This window comes from Kitasatospora sp. NPDC059327 (assembly GCF_042752535.1).
Classification (GTDB): domain Bacteria; phylum Actinomycetota; class Actinomycetes; order Streptomycetales; family Streptomycetaceae; genus Kitasatospora.
This window is the reverse complement of record NZ_JBHYYB010000001.1, coordinates 56,280-77,593: the sequence shown is the minus strand read 5'-3', so window position 1 is coordinate 77,593 and position 21,314 is coordinate 56,280. Positions and strand designations below refer to the sequence as shown.

3 protein-coding genes are annotated in these 21,314 nt (G+C 76.8%); all 3 read right to left on the bottom strand.

Features of this window, described 5'->3' with window-relative positions; translation table 11 throughout:
• Positions 1-43: 43 nt before the first annotated feature.
• On the bottom strand, positions 44-1,264 hold the full coding sequence (locus tag ACFXHB_RS00145; RefSeq protein WP_380570971.1) for a cytochrome P450: 1,221 nt from the start codon (positions 1,262-1,264) through the stop codon (positions 44-46).
• Positions 1,261-10,386, bottom strand: coding sequence for a type I polyketide synthase (locus ACFXHB_RS00140; protein WP_380570970.1), 9,126 nt, complete (start codon positions 10,384-10,386; stop codon positions 1,261-1,263). Before ACFXHB_RS00140 ends, ACFXHB_RS00145 begins: the two co-directional genes overlap by 4 nt.
• Before the next feature lie 74 nt (positions 10,387-10,460).
• Complete coding sequence (locus ACFXHB_RS00135) at positions 10,461-21,290, bottom strand: type I polyketide synthase (RefSeq protein ID WP_380570969.1); 10,830 nt, start codon at positions 21,288-21,290, stop codon at positions 10,461-10,463.
• Positions 21,291-21,314 lie beyond the last annotated feature (24 nt).

Here is a 21,314-nt window from a genome sequence, read left to right as displayed (position 1 = left end):
GGTTCGGTGGGTCGGTCTCGGTGGGTCGGTCTCGCCGGTTCGGTCAGGACATCCGGACCGGCAGGCTCTCCAGGCCGCGGAACTGGAGGCTGTGCCGCCAGACCAGCCGCTCGGCCGGCACGGCGAGCTCCCAGCGGGGGAAGCGGCGCAGCAGCCGGTCGAACAGGGCCTCGCCCTCCAGCCGGGCCAGCGGGGCGCCGATGCAGTGGTGGATGCCGTGGCCGAAGGACAGGTGCGGGTTCCTGCCGCGCCCCACGTCCAGCCGGTGGGGGTCGTCGAAGACGGCGGGGTCCCGGTTGGCGGCGCAGAGCGACACGAAGACGATCTCGTCCGCCGGGATGGTCACCTCGCCCACCTGGACCGGCCGGGTCGTCCACCGGATGGTGGCGAGGTTCAACGGGCTCTCGTAGCGCAGGAACTCCTCGACCGCGCCCGGCAGCCGGACGGGGTCGGCCCGCAACCGGTCCAGCTGGTCGGGGTGCTGGAGCAGGGCGAGCACGCCGCTGCTGATCATGTTCGCGGTGGTCTCGTAGCCGGCGTTCATCAGCAGGAACAGGCTGGAGAGCAGTTCACCGCCGTCCAACCGGTTGCCGTCGTCCTCGGCCTCGATGAGCGCGCTCACCAGGTCGTCGGCGGGCTCCTCGCGCTTGGCCTCGACGACCGCCGCCAGGTGCCCGTAGGCCAGTCCGATCGCCTCCCGCTTCTCCGCGGCGGTGGACCGGACGCTGGTGAGCACGCCGTTCCAGCGGCGGAGGTCGTCGAAGTCGGCCACCGGCACGCCGAGCAGGGCACCGATCACATAGATCGGGAAGGCCAGCGCGACCTGCTCGACCAGGTCGAACTCCGCGCCCGGCACGATCCCGTCGACCACGTCGTCGGCCAACTGCTCGATCCAGGGCCGCAGTCGCTCGACGCGGCGCATGGTGAACGCCTTGGAGACGAGCCGGCGCAGCCGGGTGTGGTCCGGCGGGTCGCTGAACAGCATGCTGCGCGGGTTGCTGCCGGCCGAGCCGTCGGGGTGCAGCGCGTGCCGCTCGATGATCCGGGGCAGGCCGAGCGCGTCCTTGGACAGCGACTGGTCGGCCAGCAGCGTCCGGACGTCCTCGTGCCGGGTCACCACCCAGGCGTTGACCTCGGAGGCGAGCGTCTTCACCACGTGCCGGCCGACCGGCGCCTCGGTGCGCAGGATGTCGTAGGAGGGGTAGGGGTTCTGCGTGAAGGTCGGGCCGAACACGGTGTCGGCCGCGCTGGATTCGGTGGTCATCGCGGTGCTGCTACCTCCGGTACCGCTCCGGACAGCCACGACTCGACCGCGTGGCCGGTCGAGGGTCCGGAGTCTCCGATGATGGTCAGGTGATCCGCCGGCACGTCGACCGTCGTGTGCCGGGTGGGCCAGGACGCCGCGGGGACCGCGGGGCCGGCCGGGGTGCCGGGGAGGGGCTCGGTCGCCCGGACGAGCAGGGTCGGGCTCGCCACCGGGCCGGGCCGCCAGTCGCGGAACAGGTCGAAGTGACGGCCCATCGCGCCCAGTCCCGCGTCCGTGGTCGCCTCCACCAGCTCGGCGCGGTCCGCCAGGGCGGTGAACAGCGTCGACTCCAGCGCGGTGAGCCCCGGGCTGCCCGGCAGGTGACTGTCGAGCAGGACCACGGCGGCCGGGTCCGCCCCGCCGCGCGCCAGCGCCTCGGCGACGGCGTGCGCGACCCAGCCGCCCGAGGAGTAGCCGACCAGGACGGCGGGGCGGTCACCGTGCTCGGCACGGACGGCGGCCGTCTGCCGGTCGACGAACTCCGCCAGGGTGCGGGGCAGCGCCTCGCCCGCCGCGTAGCCGGCCGGCGCGAGCACCGTCAGGTCACGGCGCCCCCGGAACGCGGTGGCGAACCGGGCGTACTGGTAGGCGTGCGCGGGTGCCACCAGCGAGGGGAAGCAGACCAGCGGTGGCCCGGCCGGGCCGGCGGCGAAACGGGCCCGACGGGGTGCGGGCACCGCCGCCTCCGGCACGTCCCGCAGCCGGGCGGCGGCGGCGAGCAGCCGCAGCCCGTCACCGGCCCGGCCGGCCAGGCTGGCCTGCCGGAACAGCGTCACCAGCGGGGTCGCCGGCAGCTCGGCCGCACCGGCCGTCGCCGCGCCCGGTGCGGAGGGCGGGGCGGAGGGCGGGGCGGAGGGCGGGGCGGAGGCCCCGACCGGAGGCGCGTCGACGATCCGCTCGACCAGCAGGGCGGCCAGTGCCGCGCCGGTCGGGCTCCCGACGACCGCCGACGGGGCGAGCCGGACGCCGGTCGCCTCGTGCAACCGGGTACGCAGCTCGGCCGCGCCCAGCGAGTTGAGCCCGAGCTCGGTGAAGCTGTCCGCCGGCCCGGCGGGCTCGTCCGGGCGGCCGAGCACGGCGGCGACCTGGCCCAGCACCACCTCGGTCAGCAGCGCCGTGCGGGACGCGGGGGGCGCCTCGCGGAGCCGCCGGCGCAGCGCCTCGCTCCCGGTCTCGCCCTCGTCCGGCTTCCCGTCCGCGTCCTGCGTGGCGAAGGCGTTCTGCCCCGCGGACGTGATCTGCCCCGCGAGGGCGTCCGGCCCGCCGGCGGTGGCGGCCGTGGACGGGCCGGCGACGGACCGTGTCCCGGACAGCCAATGGCTGCGGCCCTGGAACTGGTACACCGGCAGATCGACCCGGTGGCCGCCGCTGTCCGGGGCGGTCAGGTCCACCGGCAGTCCGCGCACCTGGAGTCGGGCCAGCGCGGCCATCAGCGCGGCGCCGTCCGGCCGGTCGGCGCGCAGCAGCGGGACGGCCGCGGCGGCCCCGGGGTCGGTGAGGCAGTCCTGGGTCATCGCGGCCAGGACCGCGTCCGGCCCGAGTTCGACGAAGGTGCGCACCCCGCGCCGTTCCAGCGTCCGGATGCCGTCGGCGAACCGCACCGGCTCCCGGACGTGCCGCACCCAGTAGTCCGCGTCGGCCACCTCGGCCGGATCGGCCAGGGCACCCGTCAGATTGGAGACCAGCGGGATCCTCGGCGGGTGGTAGCCGATCCGCTCGGCCTCGGCGCGGAACGCCGCCAGCATGCCCGCCATGTGCGGGGAGTGGAAGGCGTGGCTGACCCGGAGCCGCTTGGTCCGGCGGCCCCGGGCGGCCAGCGCGGCGGCGGCCTCGTGCACGGCGTCCTCGTCGCCGGAGAGCACGGTGGCGGCCGGGCCGTTGACCGCCGCGACGGAGAGCCGGTCGGCCCGCTCCGCGACGAGGTCCGCCACCTCCTCCGGCCCGGCCTCGACGGCCGTCATCGCGCCGCCCGGCGGAAGTGCCTCCATCAACCGGGCACGGGCCGCGACCAGGGCGGTGGCGTCGGCGAGGTCGAACACACCGGCCACGTGGGCGGCGGCGAGCTCACCGATCGAGTGCCCGGCCACCACGTCCGGCGCCAGGCCCCGGCTCTCCATCAGCCGGAACAGCGCGACCTCCAGGGCGAACAGCGCCGCCTGGGCGTGACCGGTCCGGTCGAGCCGGACGGCCTCGGCCGAGCCGGGGACGGCGTGCAGCACGTCCCGGACGGAGTGGCCGAGCCGCGGTTCCAGCCCGTCGCAGACCGCGTCGAAGGCCTCCCGGAAGGCGGCGAACGACTCGTACAACTCCCGCCCCATGCCCGGGCGCTGACTGCCCTGACCGGTGAAGAGGAAGGCGACCGCGCCGTCGGCGGCCACCCGTCCGGTGATCACCTCCGGCGCCGGCCGGCCGGCCGCGAGGGCGGCGAGGCCCGTGTCGACCCCGGCCCGGTCCGCGGCGAGGACGACCGCCCGGTGGGTCAGCGCGGCCCGGCCGGTGGCCAGGGACCGAGCGAGGTCGGCGGGCGTCTGCTCGGGGTGTGCGCCGAGGTGGGCGCGCAGGGCACGGGCCTGGGCGCGCAGCGCGTCCGCTCCCCGGGCGGACACCGGCAGCGCGAGCGGCACCGGTGAAGCCTCCGGCAACGGCGGAACGGCGGCGGGGTCGGGCGCGGGGACGGGAACGGGCTCGGGAACGGGCGCGGGGACGGGCTCGGGGGCCTGCTCGATGATCGCGTGCGCGTTGGTCCCGCTGACACCGAAGGAGGACACCCCGGCCCGGCGCGGCCGCCCGCTCTCCGGCCACGCCACCGGTTCGGTCAGCAGCGACACCGCGCCCGAGGCCCAGTCCACGTGCGGCGACGGCGCGTCCACGTGCAGCGTTCGGGGCAGCACCCCGTGCCGCATCGCCAGCACCATCTTGATCAGCCCGGCGATACCGGCGGCGGCCTGGGTGTGGCCGATGTTCGACTTGACCGACCCCAGGTACAGCGGCCGGTCGGCCGGTCGGTCCTGCCCGTAGGCGGCCAGCAGGGCCTGCGCCTCGATCGGGTCGCCCAGCCGGGTACCGGTGCCGTGCGCCTCGACCGCGTCGACCTCGGCCGGCCGCAGGCCCGCGTCGGCCAGGGCCTCGCCGATCACCCGCTGCTGGGCGGGCCCGTTCGGCGCCGTCAGACCGTTGCTGGCACCGTCCTGGTTCACCGCGCTGCCGCGCAGCACCGCGAGGACCGGGTGACCGTGGCGGCGCGCGTCGGAGAGCCGCTCCAGCACCAGGACGCCGGCGCCCTCGCCCCAGCCGGTGCCGTCGGCGCCCGCGGCGAACGCCTTGCAGCGACCGTCCTCGGCCAGCCCGCGCCGGCGGCTGAAGTCGACGAACACCCCCGGTCCCGCCATCACCGTGGCCCCGCCGACCAGGGCCAGCGAGCACTCGCCCTGACGCAGCGACCGGGCGGCGAGGTGCAGCGCCACCAGGGAGGAGGAGCACGCGGTGTCCACCGTGATCGCCGGACCGCGCAGGCCCAGGGTGTAGGCGAGCCGGCCGGAGAGCACGCTGGCGGCGTTGCCGGTGCCCAGGTAGTCGTCCAGGCCCTCCGGGATCTCCCGGACGAAGGACAGGTAGTCCTGCCCGTTGGTACCGATGAACACCCCGGTCCTGCTCTCCCGCAGGGCGAGCGGGTCCAGGCCGGCGCGTTCCACCGCCTGCCAGGCGATCTCCAGCAGCAGTCGCTGCTGCGGGTCCATCGCCGCCGCCTCGCGCGCGCCGATCCCGAAGAACGCCGCGTCGAAGCGGTCGGGGCGGTCGAGGAAGGCGCCGTGGCGGGTGTAGCTGGTGCCGGGGTGGTCCGGGTCCGGGTGGTAGAGGGCGGCCAGGTCCCAGCCCCGGTCGCCCGGGAAGGCGGACACCGCGTCGCGACCGGTGCGCAGCAGCTCCCAGAAGTCCTCCGGGCCGGCGACACCACCGGGGAAACGGCAGTCCATCGAGACGATCGCGACGGGGTCGGTGTCGGCCTCGGTGCCGTCCCCGGTCTCCGGGCCGCTCCGCTCCGCCGGGGCCCTGCGGGGCGCGGGGGCCCGATGGGGCCCGGTGTCCTCGCGGGGCTCCGCGTCCTCGCGCAGCAGGGTGCCCAGGTGGGCGGCGAGTGCCTGCGGGCTCGGGTGGTCGAACGCGAGGGTGGGAGCCAGGGTGAGAGCGAGGGCGGTGCCCAGCGCGTTGCGCAGTTCGACCGCCGTGAGCGAGTCGAGGCCGAGTTCGCGGAAGGGCTTGTCGGCGACGACCGCGACCGCGTCCCGGTGGCCCAGCACCTGCGCCGTGGTGGCCGCCACCAAGTCCCGCAGGGCGCGTTCGCGCTGGGCCGGCGGCAGGGCGGCGAGCCCGTACGCGGCGCTCCCCGGCACGGCGCTCCCGGGCGCGGCCGTGGCGGCACCCGGGCCCGGCTCCGGTCGGGCCTCGGGCAGCTCGGCGAGCAGCGGCGGCACCGGCGTTCCGCCGGCGGCCAGGCGCGCCCAGCGGACATCGGCGACCACGGCGGTGGCGGCGCCGCCGCCCACGGCCGCGCGCAGCGCCGCGAGAGCGGGCCCGGCGGCCATCGGCTCGACCGCGAGCCGGGCCAGTTTCCGCCGGGCGCCGTCGCCCGCGGCCATCCCGGCCCCGGCCCACGGCCCCCACGCGATCGAGGTGGCGGGCAGGCCCTGGCGCACCCGACGCTCGGCGAGCGCGTCGAGGAAGGCGTTGGCCGCCGCGTAGTTGCCCTGTCCGGCGCTGCCCAGCGTGCCGGCCACGGAGGAGAACAGGACGAACGCCGACAGCTCGGTCCCGAGGGTCAGTTCGTGCAGGTTCAGCGCGGCGGTGGCCTTCGCGCGGGCCACCTCGGCGAGCCGTCCGGGGGTCAGCGCGGTCAGCACACCGTCGTCGAGCACCCCGGCGGCGTGCACCACGGCCGTGAGCGGGGCCGGCAGCGCGGCCAGCAGCGCGGCGAGCGCCGCCCGGTCCGCCACGTCGCAGGCCTCGATGCTCACCTCGGCGCCCAGCGCGGCCAGTTCGGCGGCCAGTGCCCCGGCGCCCGGCGCGTCGGGCCCCCGGCGGCCGGTCAGTACCAGGTGGCCGGCGCCCTCCCGGGCGAGCCGGCGGGCGACCTCGGCGCCCAGTGCGCCCGTCCCACCGGTCACCAGGACGGTGCCGGTCGGCCACCGGCGCGGCGGTGTCGGCCCGGGCCGGGAACGGAGCAGCCGGGGGGCGAACACGGCGCCGCCGCGGATCGCCGCCTGGTCCTCCCCCGCCGCCCCGGTGAGCAGTCCGGCCAGCCGGGCACCGGTCCGCTCGTCCGGCGCGGCCGGCAGATCGACCAGGCCACCCCAGGTCAGTGGCTGTTCCAGCCGCGCCACGCGGCCGAGGCCCCACAGCGGGGCCTGGGCGTAGCCGGCGAGGCCGTCCTCGGGTGTCGCCGGGACGGCGTCCCTGGTCGCGGTCCACAGCGGGACGGTGAGGCCGAGGTCCGCGACGCTCTGGAACACCGCGAGGGCACCGGCCAGGCCGCGGGTGATCTCCGGGTGGTCCGGGTCCGGCCGCTCGTCGACGCCGGCCAGGCAGAGCACGCCGGCCGGGGCCCGGCCGACGGCGGGGGCAGGGCCAGGGGCAGGGGCGGGGCCAGGGGCGGGGGCGGGGTCCTCGGCGGGGCCCGCGTCGAGCGCCGCGCGGATCCGGTCGGCGAGCTCCGCCCGCCCGGCCACCGGGACGACCAGCGGCTCGACGTGCCCGCGCAGGGTCCCGACCACCTGGTCCGCCCACTGTCGCCCGTCCTCGCCCTCCGGGACGACGACCAGCCAGCTGCCGCCCGGGGCGGCGGGCGTGGCCGGGGTCGGGCGGGCCTCGGGCAGCCGCTGCCAGCGCGTGCGGTAGAGCCAGTCGGCCGCCTGCTCGACGGCCCGCCGCGAGCGGTGCCGGGAGGACAGGGCGGGCAGCGCCCGGCTCAGCGGTACGTCGCCGGGCAGCTCCAGGGCGGCCGTGAGCCCGTCGAGGTCACCCCGCTCCACCAGCCGCCAGAACTCCGGGTCCTCCTGCCCGGTCCGGTCCGCCCCGACCTCGCCGGTGTCCTCCTGGGACAGCCAGTACCGGTCGGACCGGAACGCGTACGTCGGCAGGTCCACCCGTCGGGGGCTGCCGTCGACACCGGCCGGGACGGCCCCGGCCCAGTCGACCGGGACCCCGGCGGTGAACAGGGCGGCCGCGGCCGCCAGCGCGGCGGCGCGCTCCGAGCGGCCCCGCCGCAGCAGCGGCACGGCCAGCGCGGCGCGCGGCCGGTCGCCCCGGTCGGTCCGCCCCTCCTGCCCGAGCTGCGCCGCCTCGCCCGCCCGGCCGGCCGCGACGGACTCGGCGACCATCGCGGACAGCACCCCGTCCGGACCGGCCTCCAGACAGGTGTCGAACCCGTCCGCGAGCAGGACGGCCGTCACGTCCGCGAAGCGCACCGGCGCGCAGACCTGGTCCACCCAGTAGGCGACCGAGCCCCAGGAAGCCGCGTCGCTCCACCCACCGGTCACCGCGGCGACCCCGGGCAGCTCCGGCGACCGGGTGGACACCCCCGCCAGGACCTCGGCGAACGCGCCGAGCATCGGCCGCATCAGCGGCGAGTGGAAGGCGTGGCTCACCGTGAGCGCCTTGACCCGGCAGCCGGCCGCCCGGGCCGCCCGGCCGACCTCCTCGACCGCGTCCGCCCGGCCGGACACCACCACCGAGCCGGGGCCGTTGACCGCGGCGACCGCCACCTGCCCGGGGGTACGGATCTCCTGGGCGGCCACCCAGCCCAGCACCTGCTCCGGGCCGGCCTGCACGGCGAGCATCGCGCCGCCGGCCGGCAGCGCCTGCATCAGCCGGCCGCGGGCCGCGACCACGGCGCAGGCGTCGGGGAGCGACCAGACGCCCGCGACGTGCGCGGCCGTCAGCTCACCGATCGAGTGCCCGGCCACCGCCGCCGGCCGGACGCCCCACGACCCCGCCAGCCGGACCAGCGCGACCTGGAGGGCGAACAGCGCCGGCTGGGCCAGGTCGGTGCGGTCCAGCGACCGGCCGTCCGCGGCGGTCCCGGTGGCCATCGCCTCCCGCAGCGGGATGCCCAGCAGCGGATCGAACTCCGCGCACACCTCGTCGAGCGCCGCCGCGAACACCGGGAACGCCTCGGCCGCCCCGGTCCCCATGCCGGCCCGTTGGGCGCCCTGACCGGTGAACAGGAAGGCCACACCGCGGCCTGTCCCGGTCCCGGCCCCGGTCCCGGCCCGCACGACGGCGGGGTGGGCCGCGCCGGACGCGACCGCCCGCAGGCCGGCGAGCAGCTCCGACGAGCTGTCGGCCAGCACCACGGCACGGTCCTCCAGGGCCGGGCGGGTGGTGGCCAGCGACCACGCGACATCCACCGGGTCGGGGCCGTTCCCGGTACCCGGCCCGGTGCCGGAGCTGCCGCCGGTGCCGGCCGTCAGGAACTCGGCGAGCCGGCCGGCCTGGGTGCGCAGCGCCTCGGGACCGCGCCCGGACACCACCCAGGGCAGCGTCCCGCCCGCCACCGACCGGCCGGCCGGCGCCGGGTCCGCCGGCTCCTCGACGTCCGGGGCCTGTTCCAGCACCACGTGCGCGTTGGTGCCGCTGATCCCGAACGCCGACACCGCCGCCCGGCGCGGCCGCCCCGTCCGGGGCCAGGCCACCGGTTCGGTCAGCAGCGACACCGCGCCGGATGCCCAGTCCACGTGCGGCGACGGCGTGTCCACGTGCAGCGTCCGGGGCAGCACCCCGTGCCGCATCGCCATGACCGCCTTGATCACCCCGGCGACCCCGGCGGCGGCCTGGGTGTGACCGATGTTCGACTTCACCGACCCCAGGTACAGCGGCGGGCCGTCCGGCCGGTCCCGGCCGTAGGTGTCCAGCAGCGCCTCCGCCTCGATCGGGTCGCCCAGCCGGGTACCGGTGCCGTGCGCCTCCAACAGGTCCACGTCCTGCGGGGTCAGTCGCGCGTTGGCCAGGGCCCGCTGGATCACCCGGCGCTGGGACGGCCCGTTCGGCGCGGTCAGCCCGTTGCTGGCACCGTCCTGGTTGACCGCGCTGCCGCGCAGCACCGCGAGCACCCGGTGACCGTTGCGCCGCGCGTCGGAGAGCCGCTCCAGCAGGACCAGGCCCACCCCCTCGGACCAGCCCGTCCCGTCGGCCGCCGCCGCGAACGACTTGCAGCGGCCGTCGGCGGCCAGCCCGCGCTGGCGGGAGAACTCCAGGAACAGCGTCGGCGTGGACATCACCGTCACGCCGCCCGCCATGGCCAGCGCGCACTCACCGGCCCGCAGGGCCTGGGCGGCCAGGTGGATCGCCACCAGCGAGGAGGAGCAGGCCGTGTCGACGGTGACCGCCGGCCCCACCAGTCCCAGGGCGTAGGAGATCCGGCCGGAGACGACACTGTCCGCGCTGCCGCTGATCAGATAGCCCGCCACCTCCTCGGGCACCGTTCCCTGCCGGAGCGCGTAGTTCTGGTACATGGCCCCGACGAACACCCCGGTGTCGGTGCCGCGCAGCGCCAGCGGGTCGATCCCGGCGCCCTCGGCGACCGTCCAGGCGGTCTCCAGCAACTGACGCTGCTGGGGGTCCATGGCGAGCGCCTCGCGCGGCGAGATGTCGAAGAAGCCGGCGTCGAACTCCGGTGCCTCGTAGAGGAAGCCGCCCGCCCGTGCGTAGCTGGTGCCCGGGTGGTCCGGGTCCGGGTGGTAGAGGTCGGCCGGCCAGCCCCGGTCGGTGGGGAACTCCGACATCGCGTCGCGCCCGCCGTCGACCAGCCGCCAGAGGTCCTCCGGCGAGCGGACCCCGCCGGGATAGCGGCAGGCCATGCCGACGATCGCGATCGGCTCGTGCGCGCGGTCCTCCAGCTCGCGCACCCGCTGGCGCGCCCGCTTGAGGTCGGCGGTGACCCGCCGCAGGTACTCGACGACCTTGTCCTGCTCCGGCCGGTCCTTCGGCCGCTCCTGCCCCGGCCGCTCCTGCCCCGGCCGCTCCTGCTCCGGCCTTCCCCGGCCCGGCCTCTCCCGGCCCGGCGTGTTCTGCTCCGGCTCCGACACCTGTCGTTCCCTTCTGTGCAGCGTCGTGTGCGGGTCGGCCACCGACCCGGTGCCCCGGTCGCCCGCCGGATCGGTCACTGGGGGTCGAGTTCGGCGTCGATGATGTCGAACAGCTCGTCGACCGAGACGCTCGCGATCCGCTCCGGGTCCGCCCCCTCCTCGGGGCGGGCCATGGCGTCCCGCCAGCGGGCGAGCAGCGTCTCCAGCCTGTTCGCGACCGTCCGGCCGTCCGGACCCGTCACCGAGGTGGCGGCCAGCGCCGCCTCCAGCCGGTCCAGTTCCTCGCCGACGCTCGCGACCGGGCGGGTCTGCGCGCCGGGCAGGACCAGGCGTTCGGCCAGGTGGGCGGCGATCGCCCCGGCCGTCGGGTGGTCGAAGACCAGCGCCGTGGGGAGCCGCAGCCCGGTGACGAGGCCGAGCCGGTTGCGCAGTTCGACGGCGGTCAGCGAGTCGAACCCCAGCTCGGAGAGCACCCGGTCCGGCTGGACACGCCGGGTGCCGTCGTGACCGAGCACGGTCGCGATCGCCTCCCGTACCGCGTCCAGCAGGATCCGGTCGCGCTCGGCCTCACCGACCGCGGCGAGCCGCTCCAGCAACGCCCCGACCCGGCCGGCCGAGGCCTGGCGGCGACCGGCCGCGGTGCCCCGGAGCAGACCGCGCAGGACCGACGGCAGCGCCGCCCCCTGGGCGCGCAGCGCGCCCACGTCCCAGCGGACCGCCGCGAGCAGCGGTTCGCCGGTGCCGACGGCCTCGTCGAACAGCGCCATGCCGTCCTGGGCGGTCAACGGCACCAGTCCGCCCCGGGCCAGCCGGCGCAGGTCGGCCTCCGAGAGGTGTCCGGTCATCGCGCTCGCGTCCGCCCAGAGCCCCCAGGCCAGCGAGGTCGCGGGCAGACCGCGCGCGGCCCGGTGCGCGGCGAGCGCGTCCAGGAAGGCGTTGGCCGCCGCGTAGTTGGCCTGGCCGACCCCGCCCAGCACACCGCTGGCCGAGGAGTACAGCACGAAGGCGGCGAGATCCGCCGACCGGGTCAGCTCGTGCAGGTGCCAGGCCGCGTCCACCTTGGGACGCAGCACCCCGGCCGCCTGCTCGGCCGTCATCGAGGTGATCAGGCCGTCGTCCAGCACACCCGCCGTGTGGACGACCGCCGTCAGCGGGTGGCCGGCCAGGATCCCGGCCAGCAGTCCGGCCAGCGCGTCCCGGTCGGCGACGTCACAGGCCCGGAGGTCGACCTCGGCCCCCAGCGCCGTCAGCTCGGCCAGCAGCTCGTCCGCGCCCTCGGCCCTCGGACCGCTCCGGCTGACCAGCAGCAGCCGGCGGGCGCCGAGGGCCGTCACCAGGTGCCGGGCCACCAGGCGGCCCAGGACTCCGGTGGCGCCCGTGACCAGCACCGTGCCCGTCGGATCCAGGGTGGGGAACGGCTGCCCCGCGACCTGCCCCGCGACCTGGTCCGCCGGGTGTGCCGGGACGAGCCGGGGCACCAGCAGCGCGCCGTCCCGGACGGCCGCCTCGGTCTCCTCCCCGAAGGCGGCCCCCGCCAGGACGGCGACATCCGCCGCCCGGTCCAGGTCCGCGTCCAGCAGGCCGAACCGCCCCGGGTGCTCCGACCGCGCCGAGCGGATCAGGCCCCACGCGGCGGCGGCCACCGGGTCACGGCCGTCGGTCGCCCCGGGGCAGACGAACACCAGCCGGGAGTCGGCGAACCGCTCCTCGGCCAGCCACGCCTGGACGAGCTCCAGCGTCTCGCGAACCACCGCGTGGGCGGCGGCCGGCACGTCCCCGGCGGCCGGGGCTCCGGCGGGCGCCGCCACCCGGGCCAGCACCAGGGACGGCGCCCCGTCGCCGGCGTCGACCGCGTCGCGCAGCGCGCCGAGACCGGCGAACCCGCGGGCGCCGGTCGCCCCGGCCGGCCGGTCACCGAGGACCGCCCAGTCGGACGGTTCCGCCGGCGCGGTGGTGGCGGCGGGCTGCCACACCAGCCGGAACAGGGAGTCCGGCCCGGTGCGCCGCCCGGCCGCCGGCGGGGCCGCGAGCCGTACCGACCCGGCCGAGGCGACCACCGTCCCGTCGTGGTCGGTCAGGACGATGGACACGGTGTCCCCGTCCTGGTCGGCCTCGGCGTCCCGCGCCGTTTCCGCCTCTGCCTCCGCCTCCGCCTCCGTGTCCACGCGGCCGATCACGGCCCGGACGGCGGTGACCCCGGCCGCGTGCACCCGCACATCCGTCCAGGCCACCGGGACCAGCGGCCCCGGCGCGTCCTGGGCGGCGGTCCATGCCCGGAGCGCCCCGTCGAACAGCCCCGGGTGCAGCACGAACGCACCGGGTTCGGCCAGGTCGACCTCGGCCCACACCCGGTCCTCCGCCGGCCAGACCCGCCGCGGCCCCGGGAAGGCCGGCCCGTACGCGAAGCCCTGGTCGGCGATCCGTTCCGCCACCGTCTCCGGGGACAGCTCCGTGCCCGGCTGCCAGCGCACCGCGGCGTCCGGCGCCCGCTCGGCGCCGACGGAGGCCGTCAGATGCACGGTCCACGCCTCACCGGCGCCCGAGTCCGGGCACGACCGGACGACCACCGGGCGCAGTCCGGCCTCGTCCGGTGCCCCGACGACCACCTGCACCCGCACCGCGCCCTGCTCCGGCAGGGCGAGCGGCGCCGTGGCGGCGGCCTGCGTCACCCGGGGCGCACCGACGCGGTCACCGGCGGCGATCACCAGATCGAGCAGGAGGGCGCCGGGCAGCACGACCGCACCGCCGATCGTGTGGTCGGCCAGCCAGGGGTGCGTGCCGAGGGAGATCCGCCCGGTCAACACCGCTCCCTCCTCCGGGAGTTCCACTGCGGCAGCGAGCAGCGGGTGTCCGGCGGCGGACAGTCCGGCCGAGGTCACATCGCCCCCGACCGTCGGCTCCAGCCAGTAGCGCTCGCGTTGGAAGGCGTAGGTCGGCAGCTCGACCCGACGCGGCTCGTGGCCCGCGAACAGCACCGGCCAGTCGACATCCGCACCGTGGACGAAGGCGTGCGCGAGCGCCGCCACCGCCTGCCGGCCCTCCGGCCGGTCCGCGCGCAGCGTCGGGGTGGCGTTGTCGACGAGGCCGGCGAGGACGGCGTCGGGGCCGAGTTCGACCCAACTGTCCACACCGGAAGCGGTGATGGCGTCGGCGAAGCGGACCGTGCGGGCCACGTGCTCGACCCAGTACCCCGGGTCGCACCACTCCCCGTCCACCGGGCCGCCGGTGACCGTGGAGACCGCCGGGAGGCGGGGCGGGTGGAACTCCAACCCCGCCACCACCTCACGGAACTGCGCCAACATCGGCGCCATCAGCGGGGAGTGGAAGGCGTGACTCACATCGAGCCGCTTCGTCCGACGGCCCGGCAACGCCTCCAGCACCGTGCGGACCTCGTCCTCCGCGCCGGACACCACCAGCGAGGTCGGCGAGTTGACCGCCGCGATCCCGGTGTGGTCCAGGCCTTCGAGGAGCGGGACGACCTCGTGCTCCGCCGCCTCCAGAGCCACCATCACCCCACCCGCCGGCAACGCCTCCATCAACCGCGCCCGAGCCGACACCAGACGGCACGCGTCCGCCAGATCGAACACCCCCGCCACATGCGCCGCCGCGATCTCCCCCACCGAATGCCCCACCAGCACCTTCGGCGTCACCCCCCACGAGGAGAAGAGACGGAACAGCGCCACCTCCAACGCGAACAACGCCGGCTGCGCCAACCCCGTACGGCCCAAGCCCTCACCCGAGGAGACCGCATCGGAGACCGGCACATCCAGGCCCGCGCACACCTCCTCGAACGCCGCCCGGAACACCGGAAACGCCTCGGACAACTCACGGCCCATGCCCACCCGCTGACCACCCTGGCCCGCGAACAAGAACCCCACACCGGCACGCACCCCACCCGGCGAAGCCACCACCGGCTCGGCGGAAGCGAGTTCGGAACCGTGAGCACCCAACAACACCGCCCGATGCTCGAACACCGACCGCGACGCCACCAACGACCAGCCCACATCCACCGGATCGACGCCACCACCCTCGGGCGCCAGCCCAGCCACCCGCGCCACCTGCGCCACCTGCGCCACCTGCGCCACCTGCGCCACCTGCGCGTCCAACGCCTCCACCGACCTCGCCGACACCACCCACGGCACCACCGGCATCACCGCACGATCACCCGCGACGGCGACGGCCGGATCCCCCTCTTCGAGGATCACGTGCGCGTTCGTGCCACTGATCCCGAAGGACGACACCCCCGCCCGACGCGGCCGCTCACCCGGCAACCACTCCCGGGCCTCACTCAGCAACTCCACCGCACCCGCCGACCAGTCGATGAACGGTGACGGTTCCTCCGCATACAGGCTCCGGGGCAGGACGCCGTGCCGCATCGCCAGCGCCATCTTGATCACACCGGCCATCCCCGCCGCGTGCTGGGTGTGTCCGATGTTGGACTTCACCGACCCGAGGTAGAGCGGCCGGTCCGCGTCACGGTCACGCCCGTACGTCGCCAGCAGGGCCTGGGCCTCGATCGGATCACCCAGCTTCGTCCCCGTCCCGTGCGCCTCCACCGCGTCCACCTCGGACGCCGACAGACCCGCAGCCGCCAACGCCTGCCGGATCACCCGCTCCTGCGAAGGACCGTTCGGCGCCGTCAACCCGTTCGACGCACCGTCCTGGTTGACCGCGCTGCCGCGCAGGACCGCCCAGACCCGGTGCCCGAGCCGCCGCGCGTCCGACAGCCGCTCCAGGAGCAGCACGCCCGCACCCTCCGACCAGCCCGCGCCGTCGGCGGCCGCCGAGAAGGACTTGCACCGGCCGTCCGGCGCCCCGACCCGCTGCCGCGAGAATTCCACGAACAGGGTCGGGGTGGACATCACGATCACACCGCTCGCCAGGGCCAGCGAGCACTCACCGTTGCGCAGCGCCTGCGCCGCCAGGTGGATCGCCACCAGCGAGGAGGAACAGGCGGTGTCGACCGTCAGCGTCGGACCGGTGAAGCCGAAGGTGTAGGCGATCCGGCCGGAGGCGATGGCGCCCGCGCTGCCGGTCAGCAGATAGCCCTCGAACTCGGGGGCCTTGGCGAGGATGCCCGCGTGGTCCTGGCCGCTGATGCCGGCGAAGACGCCGGTCTGACTGCCGCGCAGCGCCTGCGGGTCGATACCGGCGTGCTCGAACACCTCCCAGGTCGTCTCCAGCAGCAGCCGCTGCTGCGGGTCCATGCTGAGCGCCTCGCGCGGGGAGATGCCGAAGAAGCCCGCGTCGAAGCGGTCGACGTCGTCGAGGAACCCGCCTTCGACGGTGTAGGTCTTGCCGGGCGCGTCCGGATCGGCGTCGTACAGGTCCTCGATGCTCCAGCCGCGTTCGGCCGGGAACGGCCGGATGGCGTCGACTCCGTCGGTGACCAACTGCCAGAGGTCCTCGGGCGAACCGACCCCGCCGGGGTAGCGGCAGGCCATGCCGACGATGACGACGGGGTCGTCGTCGACCGGGGAGCCGGCCGGGGCCGCGGCGGCCGCCGGAACCGCCGCGGCCGCGCCGCCGAGTTCGGCGTCGAGATGGGCGGCCAGCGCGGCCACGCTCGGGTAGTCGAAGACCAGGGTGGCGGAGGGCTTCAGGCCCGTCACGTTCCTGAGCCGGTTGCGCAGTTCGACGGCGGTCAGCGAGTCGAAGCCCAGCTCGGTGAACGGCCGGTCCGCCTCGATGGCCGAGGCGTCGCGGTGCCCGAGCACCTCGGCGACCTGGACCCGGACCAGGTCGGCCAGGACGCGGGAGCGCTCGGCGGGGGTGAGCCCGGCCAGCCGGCCGGTCAGCGCGGAGGCGCTCTCGCCCTTGCCGGCGGTGCCGCGGCGCGCGGTGGGCCGGACCAGGCCGCGCAGCAGGGGCGGGAGTTCGGCGCCGAGGCCGCGCAGGACGGGCAGGTCGAGCCGGGTGGGCAGGGTCCAGGGGTGGCCCTCCCGCAACGCGGTGTCGAACAGGGTGAGTCCCTCCGCGTCGGTGAGCGGGCGCATGCCGGCCCGGGCGATGCGGTCGCGGTCGCCGTCGGTCAGTTCGCCGGTCATCGCCCCGCTCGACTCCCACAGCCCCCACGCCAGGGTGGTCACCGGCAGGCCGAGCCGGGCGCGGTGGGCGGCCAGCGCGTCCAGGAAGCCGTTGGCCGCCGCGTAGTTGGCCTGGCCCGCGCCGCCGAAGGTGGCGGCGGCCGAGGAGTAGAGGACGAAGGCCGTCAGGTCGAGGTCACGGGTCAACTCGTGCAGGTGCCAGGCCGCGTCGGCCTTCGGGCGCAGCACGGCGGCGAACCGCTCCGGCGTGAGCGCGGTGACGAGCCCGTCGTCGAGAACGCCGGCGGTGTGCACGACCGCGCGCAGCGGCCGGTCGGCGGGGACGGCGGCGAGCAGCGCGGTGAGCGCGGCCCGGTCGCCGACGTCGCAGGCCGCGACGGTGGCCTCGGCGCCGAGGGCGGCCAGTTCGTCGCGCAGGGCCCGCGCTCCGGGCGCGGCCGGTCCGGAGCGGCTGACCAGCAGCAGGTGGCGCACCCCGTGCTCGCGGACCAGGTGGTGGGCGAGCCGGGTGCCGAGCGCGCCGGTGGCACCCGTGACGAGGACGGTGCCGTCGGGGTCGAACGGGCCCGGGTCGGAGCCGACGCCGGTGTCCGGGCCGGCGTCCGCGCCGGCCGGGGTCGCCGGGCCGGCGGGCGCGTCGGCAGCGGGCGCGTCGGCAGCGGGCACCCGGGCCAGCCGGGGCACCAGGACGGCACCGTCGCGGAGCAGCACCTCGGGCTCGTCGACGCTCAGCGCCGCCGTCCAGAGGTCCGCCGGGGGTGCCGCCGGGCCGCTGTCCGCGTCGACCAGCAGGAAGCGCCCGGGGTGCTCGGTGGCGGCGGCCCGCAGCAGGCCCCGGACGCCCGCGGCGGCGAGGTCGGTGCCGTCGACCGCGCCCCGGGTGACGACGGCGAGCCGGGTGCCGGCCAGCCGCTCGTCGGACAGCCAGGCGGCGAGCAGGGCGGCCGTCCCGGTCACGGCCGCGTGGGTGGCGGCGAGCGGGTCGCCGTCGTCACCCGGCGCCGGGCCGGTCAGGACCAGCTCGGGCGCCGGTGCCCCGTCGTCCAGTGCCCGGCGCAGCGCGGCCAGATCCGGGTACCCGGTGCCGCCGGGGAACACCGCCGACAGGTCCGCGGCGGCGAGCAGGGCGGGCCGCGCGGGCGCCGGCCGGGTGGCGGTGGCCGGGCGCCAGTCGATCCGGAACAGGTCGTCGTGCTCACGGCTCGCGCCGCGCAGGGCCTTCGGGTCGACCTCGCGCCAGGTCAGCGTGGCCACGGTGGCGACGGGCGCGCCGTCGGCGTCGGCGAGGGCCAGCGCGACGGAGTCGGGCCCGGTCGGGGTGAGGCGGACCCTGAGCCGGGTGGCGCCGGCCGCGTGCACCTCGACGCCGCTCCACGCGAACGGCAGCCCGCCGTGCCGGCCGTCGTCGACGACACCGCGCAGCAGTGGGTGCAGGGCGGCGTCGAACAGGGCGGGGTGGAGCACGAACCGGGCCGCTTCGGTGGCCTGCTCGGGGCTGAGCGCGGTCTCGGCGAAGAGTTCGCCGTGCCGCCGCCAGACCCGGCGCAGGCCCTGGAACTGCGGGCCGTAGCCGTGGCCGAGCCCGGCCAGCCGGGCGTAGACGCCGTCCAGGTCCACCTCGACGGCGCCGGGCGGCGGCCAGGCGCCCAGCTCGGCGGGCGGCGTGCCGCCGGGGCCGACCACTCCGGTGGCGTGGCCGGTCCAGACGGGCTCCGGCAGCCCGTCGGCCGGTTCGGGCCGCGAGTGCACGGACGCCTCGCGCTGCCCGTGCTCGTCCGCCGGGCCGACGACGACCTGGATCTGGACGGCGCCCTGGGCGGGCAGCAGCAGCGGCGCGGTCAGGGTGAGGTCCTCGATGCGACCGCAGCCCAGCCGGTCACCCGCCGTGGTGACGAGTTCCAGCAGCCCGGTGCCGGGCAGCAGCACGGTGTCCAGGACGGCGTGGTCGGCCAGCCACGGGTGGCTGCTCAGCGCCAGCCGCCCGGTCAGCACCACGCCGCCGCCGGCCAGTTCGACCGAGGCGCCCAGCAGGGGGTGCCCCGCGAGCCCGAGGCCGGCGGCCGTGACGTCGCCCACCGATCCGTCGGACCGGAGCCAGTAGTCGGTGTGCTGGAAGGCGTAGGTGGGCAGCTCGGCCGGCCGGCGCGGGCCGTCGAACAGGGCCGCCCAGTCGACCGGCACGCCCCGCACGTGCAGCGCGGCCGCGTTGGACAGCAGCTGCTGCAGGCCGCCGTGCCGGCGGCGCAGCGAGCCGACCACGACGGCGTGCCCGGCGCCGTGCTCCTCGGCCGTCTCCCCGATGCCCGGGGTGAGCACCGGGTGCGGGCTGATCTCCACGAAGGTGCTGTGCCCGGAGGCCAGCAGGGCCGCGGTGCCGTCGGCGAAGCGCACCGTGCGGCGCAGGTTCTCGTACCAGTAGTCGGCGTCCATCCCGGCGGTGTCCAGCCACCCGCCGGTCACCGTGGACCAGAGCGGGACGTCGGCCGGACGCGGCGCGAGGTCGCGGAGCTCGGTCAGCAGCCGGTCGCGGATCCCCTCGACGTGCGCGGAGTGCGAGGCGTAGTCCACCGGGATCCGGCGGACCCGGACGTCCTCGGCGGTCAGGGCGGCGAGCAGGTCGTCGAGCGCGCCGGCGGAACCGGAGACGACCACGGCCCGGGGGCCGTTGACGGCCGCCACGGAGAGCTCCGCGCCGTACGCGGTCAGCCGCTCCTCGACCTCGGCGAGGGAGAGCGGGACGGACGCCATGCCGCCGAGTCCGGCCAGTTCGGTCAGGGCGCGGCTGCGCAGCACCACCACGCTGGCCGCGTCGCGCAGGGAGAGCGCGCCGGCCACGCAGGCGGCCGCGATCTCGCCCTGCGAGTGCCCGATCACCGCGGCCGGGGAGACCCCGATCGCCCGCCAGGCCGCCGCCAGCGACACCATGACCGCGAACAGGGCGGGCTGGACGACGTCGACGCGTTCCAGGGAGGACGCGTCCTCGGTCTCGGCCAGCAGGTCGAGGACGGACCAGCCGGTCAGTTCGCCGAGGACCTCGTCGCACTCGGCCATCGCGGCGGCGAACGCCGGGGAGCCGCCGAGCAGTTCGGTGGCCATGCCGAGCCACTGCGAGCCCTGCCCGGGGAACACGAACACCGTGCCGCCGGGCGCGCCGGCCGTACCGGTGACGGCCGCCGGGGCGCCGTCGGCCACGGCGGCCAGCCCGGCCGTCAGCTCCGCGTGGTCCGTGCCGAGCACGACCGCCCGGTGCTCGAAGGCGGTACGGGTGGCGAGCAGTGCCAGGCCCGCGTCGGCGAGGTCGGGGGCGGGCCACGCGGCCAGCCGGGCCGCCTGCGCCCGCAGGGCGGCGGCGCTGCGGGCGGAGAGCACCCAGGGCACCACGGCGGGCGGGGTGCGGTCCGGCCCGGGTGCCTCCTCGGACGCGGGCCCGGGCGCGTGCCCGCCCGCCTCCTCGGGTGCCGTTCCGGGCGCCTCCTCAGGCGCCTCCTCCAGTACGACGTGCGCGTTGGTGCCGCTGATGCCGAACGAGGACACCGCGCCGCGCCGGAGGCGGGCGCCCGGCGCCCAGGCCTGCTCGCGGTCGAGCAACCGGACGGCGCCGGTCTCCCACTCGATGTGCGGCGAGGGGGTGTCCACGTGCAGGGTGCGGGGCAGGACGCCGTTGCGCAGCGCCATGACGAGCTTGATGATGCCGGCCACCCCGGCGGCGGCCTGGGTGTGACCGATGTTGGACTTCACCGACCCCAGGTAGAGCGGCCGGTCGCCCTCCCGCTCGCGCCCGTAGGTGGCCAGCAGCGCCTCGGCCTCGATCGGGTCGCCGAGCCGGGTGCCGGTGCCGTGCGCCTCGACCACGTCCACGTCGGCCGCGGTCAGCCCGGCGTTCGCCAGCGCCTGCCGGATCACCCGCTGCTGCGCCGGGCCATTGGGCGCGGTCAGCCCGTTCGACGCGCCGTCCTGGTTGACCGCCGAGCCGCGCACCACCGCCAGCACCGGGTGCCCGTTGCGCCGGGCGTCCGACAGCCGCTCCACCAGCAGCAGGCCGACGCCCTCCGACCAGCCGACCCCGTCGGCGGCGGCCGAGAAGGACTTGCACCGGCCGTCGGAGGAGAGCCCGCGCTGGCGGGAGAACTCCACGAAGACCGCCGGGGAGGACATCACGGTGACCCCGCCGGCCAGCGCCATCGTGCACTCGCCGGCCCGCAGCGCCCGGATCGCCAGGTGCAGCGCCACCAGGGACGAGGAGCAGGCGGTGTCCACCGTGATCGCGGGACCGGTCAGACCCAGGTTGTAGGCGATCCGCCCGGAGGCGATGCTCGCCGCGCTGCCGTGCCCGAGGTAGCCCTCGAAGCCGTCCGGCGCGGTCAGGAAGCGGGCCCCGTAGTCCGCGTACATCACCCCGGTGAAGACGCCGAGCGGCTGCTCCCGCACGGCGGCCGGATCGATCCCGGCCCGTTCGAGCGTCTCCCAGGCGGTCTCCAGCAGCAGCCGCTGCTGGGCGTCGACGCCCATCGCCTCACGCGGGCTCATGCCGAAGAACTCGGCGTCGAACTCCCCTGCGCCGTGCAGGAATCCACCGTCCGTGCTGTACGTCTTGCCGGTCCGGTCCGGGTCCGGGTCGAACAGGTCCGACGGCCAGCCCCGGTTGGTGGGGAACGGGGTGATCGCGTCACCGCCGTCGGCCAGCAGCCGCCAGAGGTCCTCCGGCGAGGCGACCCCGCCGGGGAACCGGCACCCCATCCCGACGATCGCGATGGGCTCCTGGTCCCGCTCCTCGAACTCCCGCAGCTGGTGCCGGGCCTGGTAGAGGTCCGCGGAGACCTGCTTCAGGTAGTTCAGCAACTTCTCGTCGTTCGCCATGTCTTCCGCCCCGATCGGTGTCGC

Coding starts and splice junctions, on each gene's coding strand:
- ACFXHB_RS00135 (WP_380570969.1), bottom strand. CDS start 21,290: ATGGCGAACGACGAGAAGTTGCTGAACTACCTGAAGCAGGTCTCCGCG.
- ACFXHB_RS00145 (WP_380570971.1), bottom strand. CDS start 1,264: ATGACCACCGAATCCAGCGCGGCCGACACCGTGTTCGGCCCGACCTTC.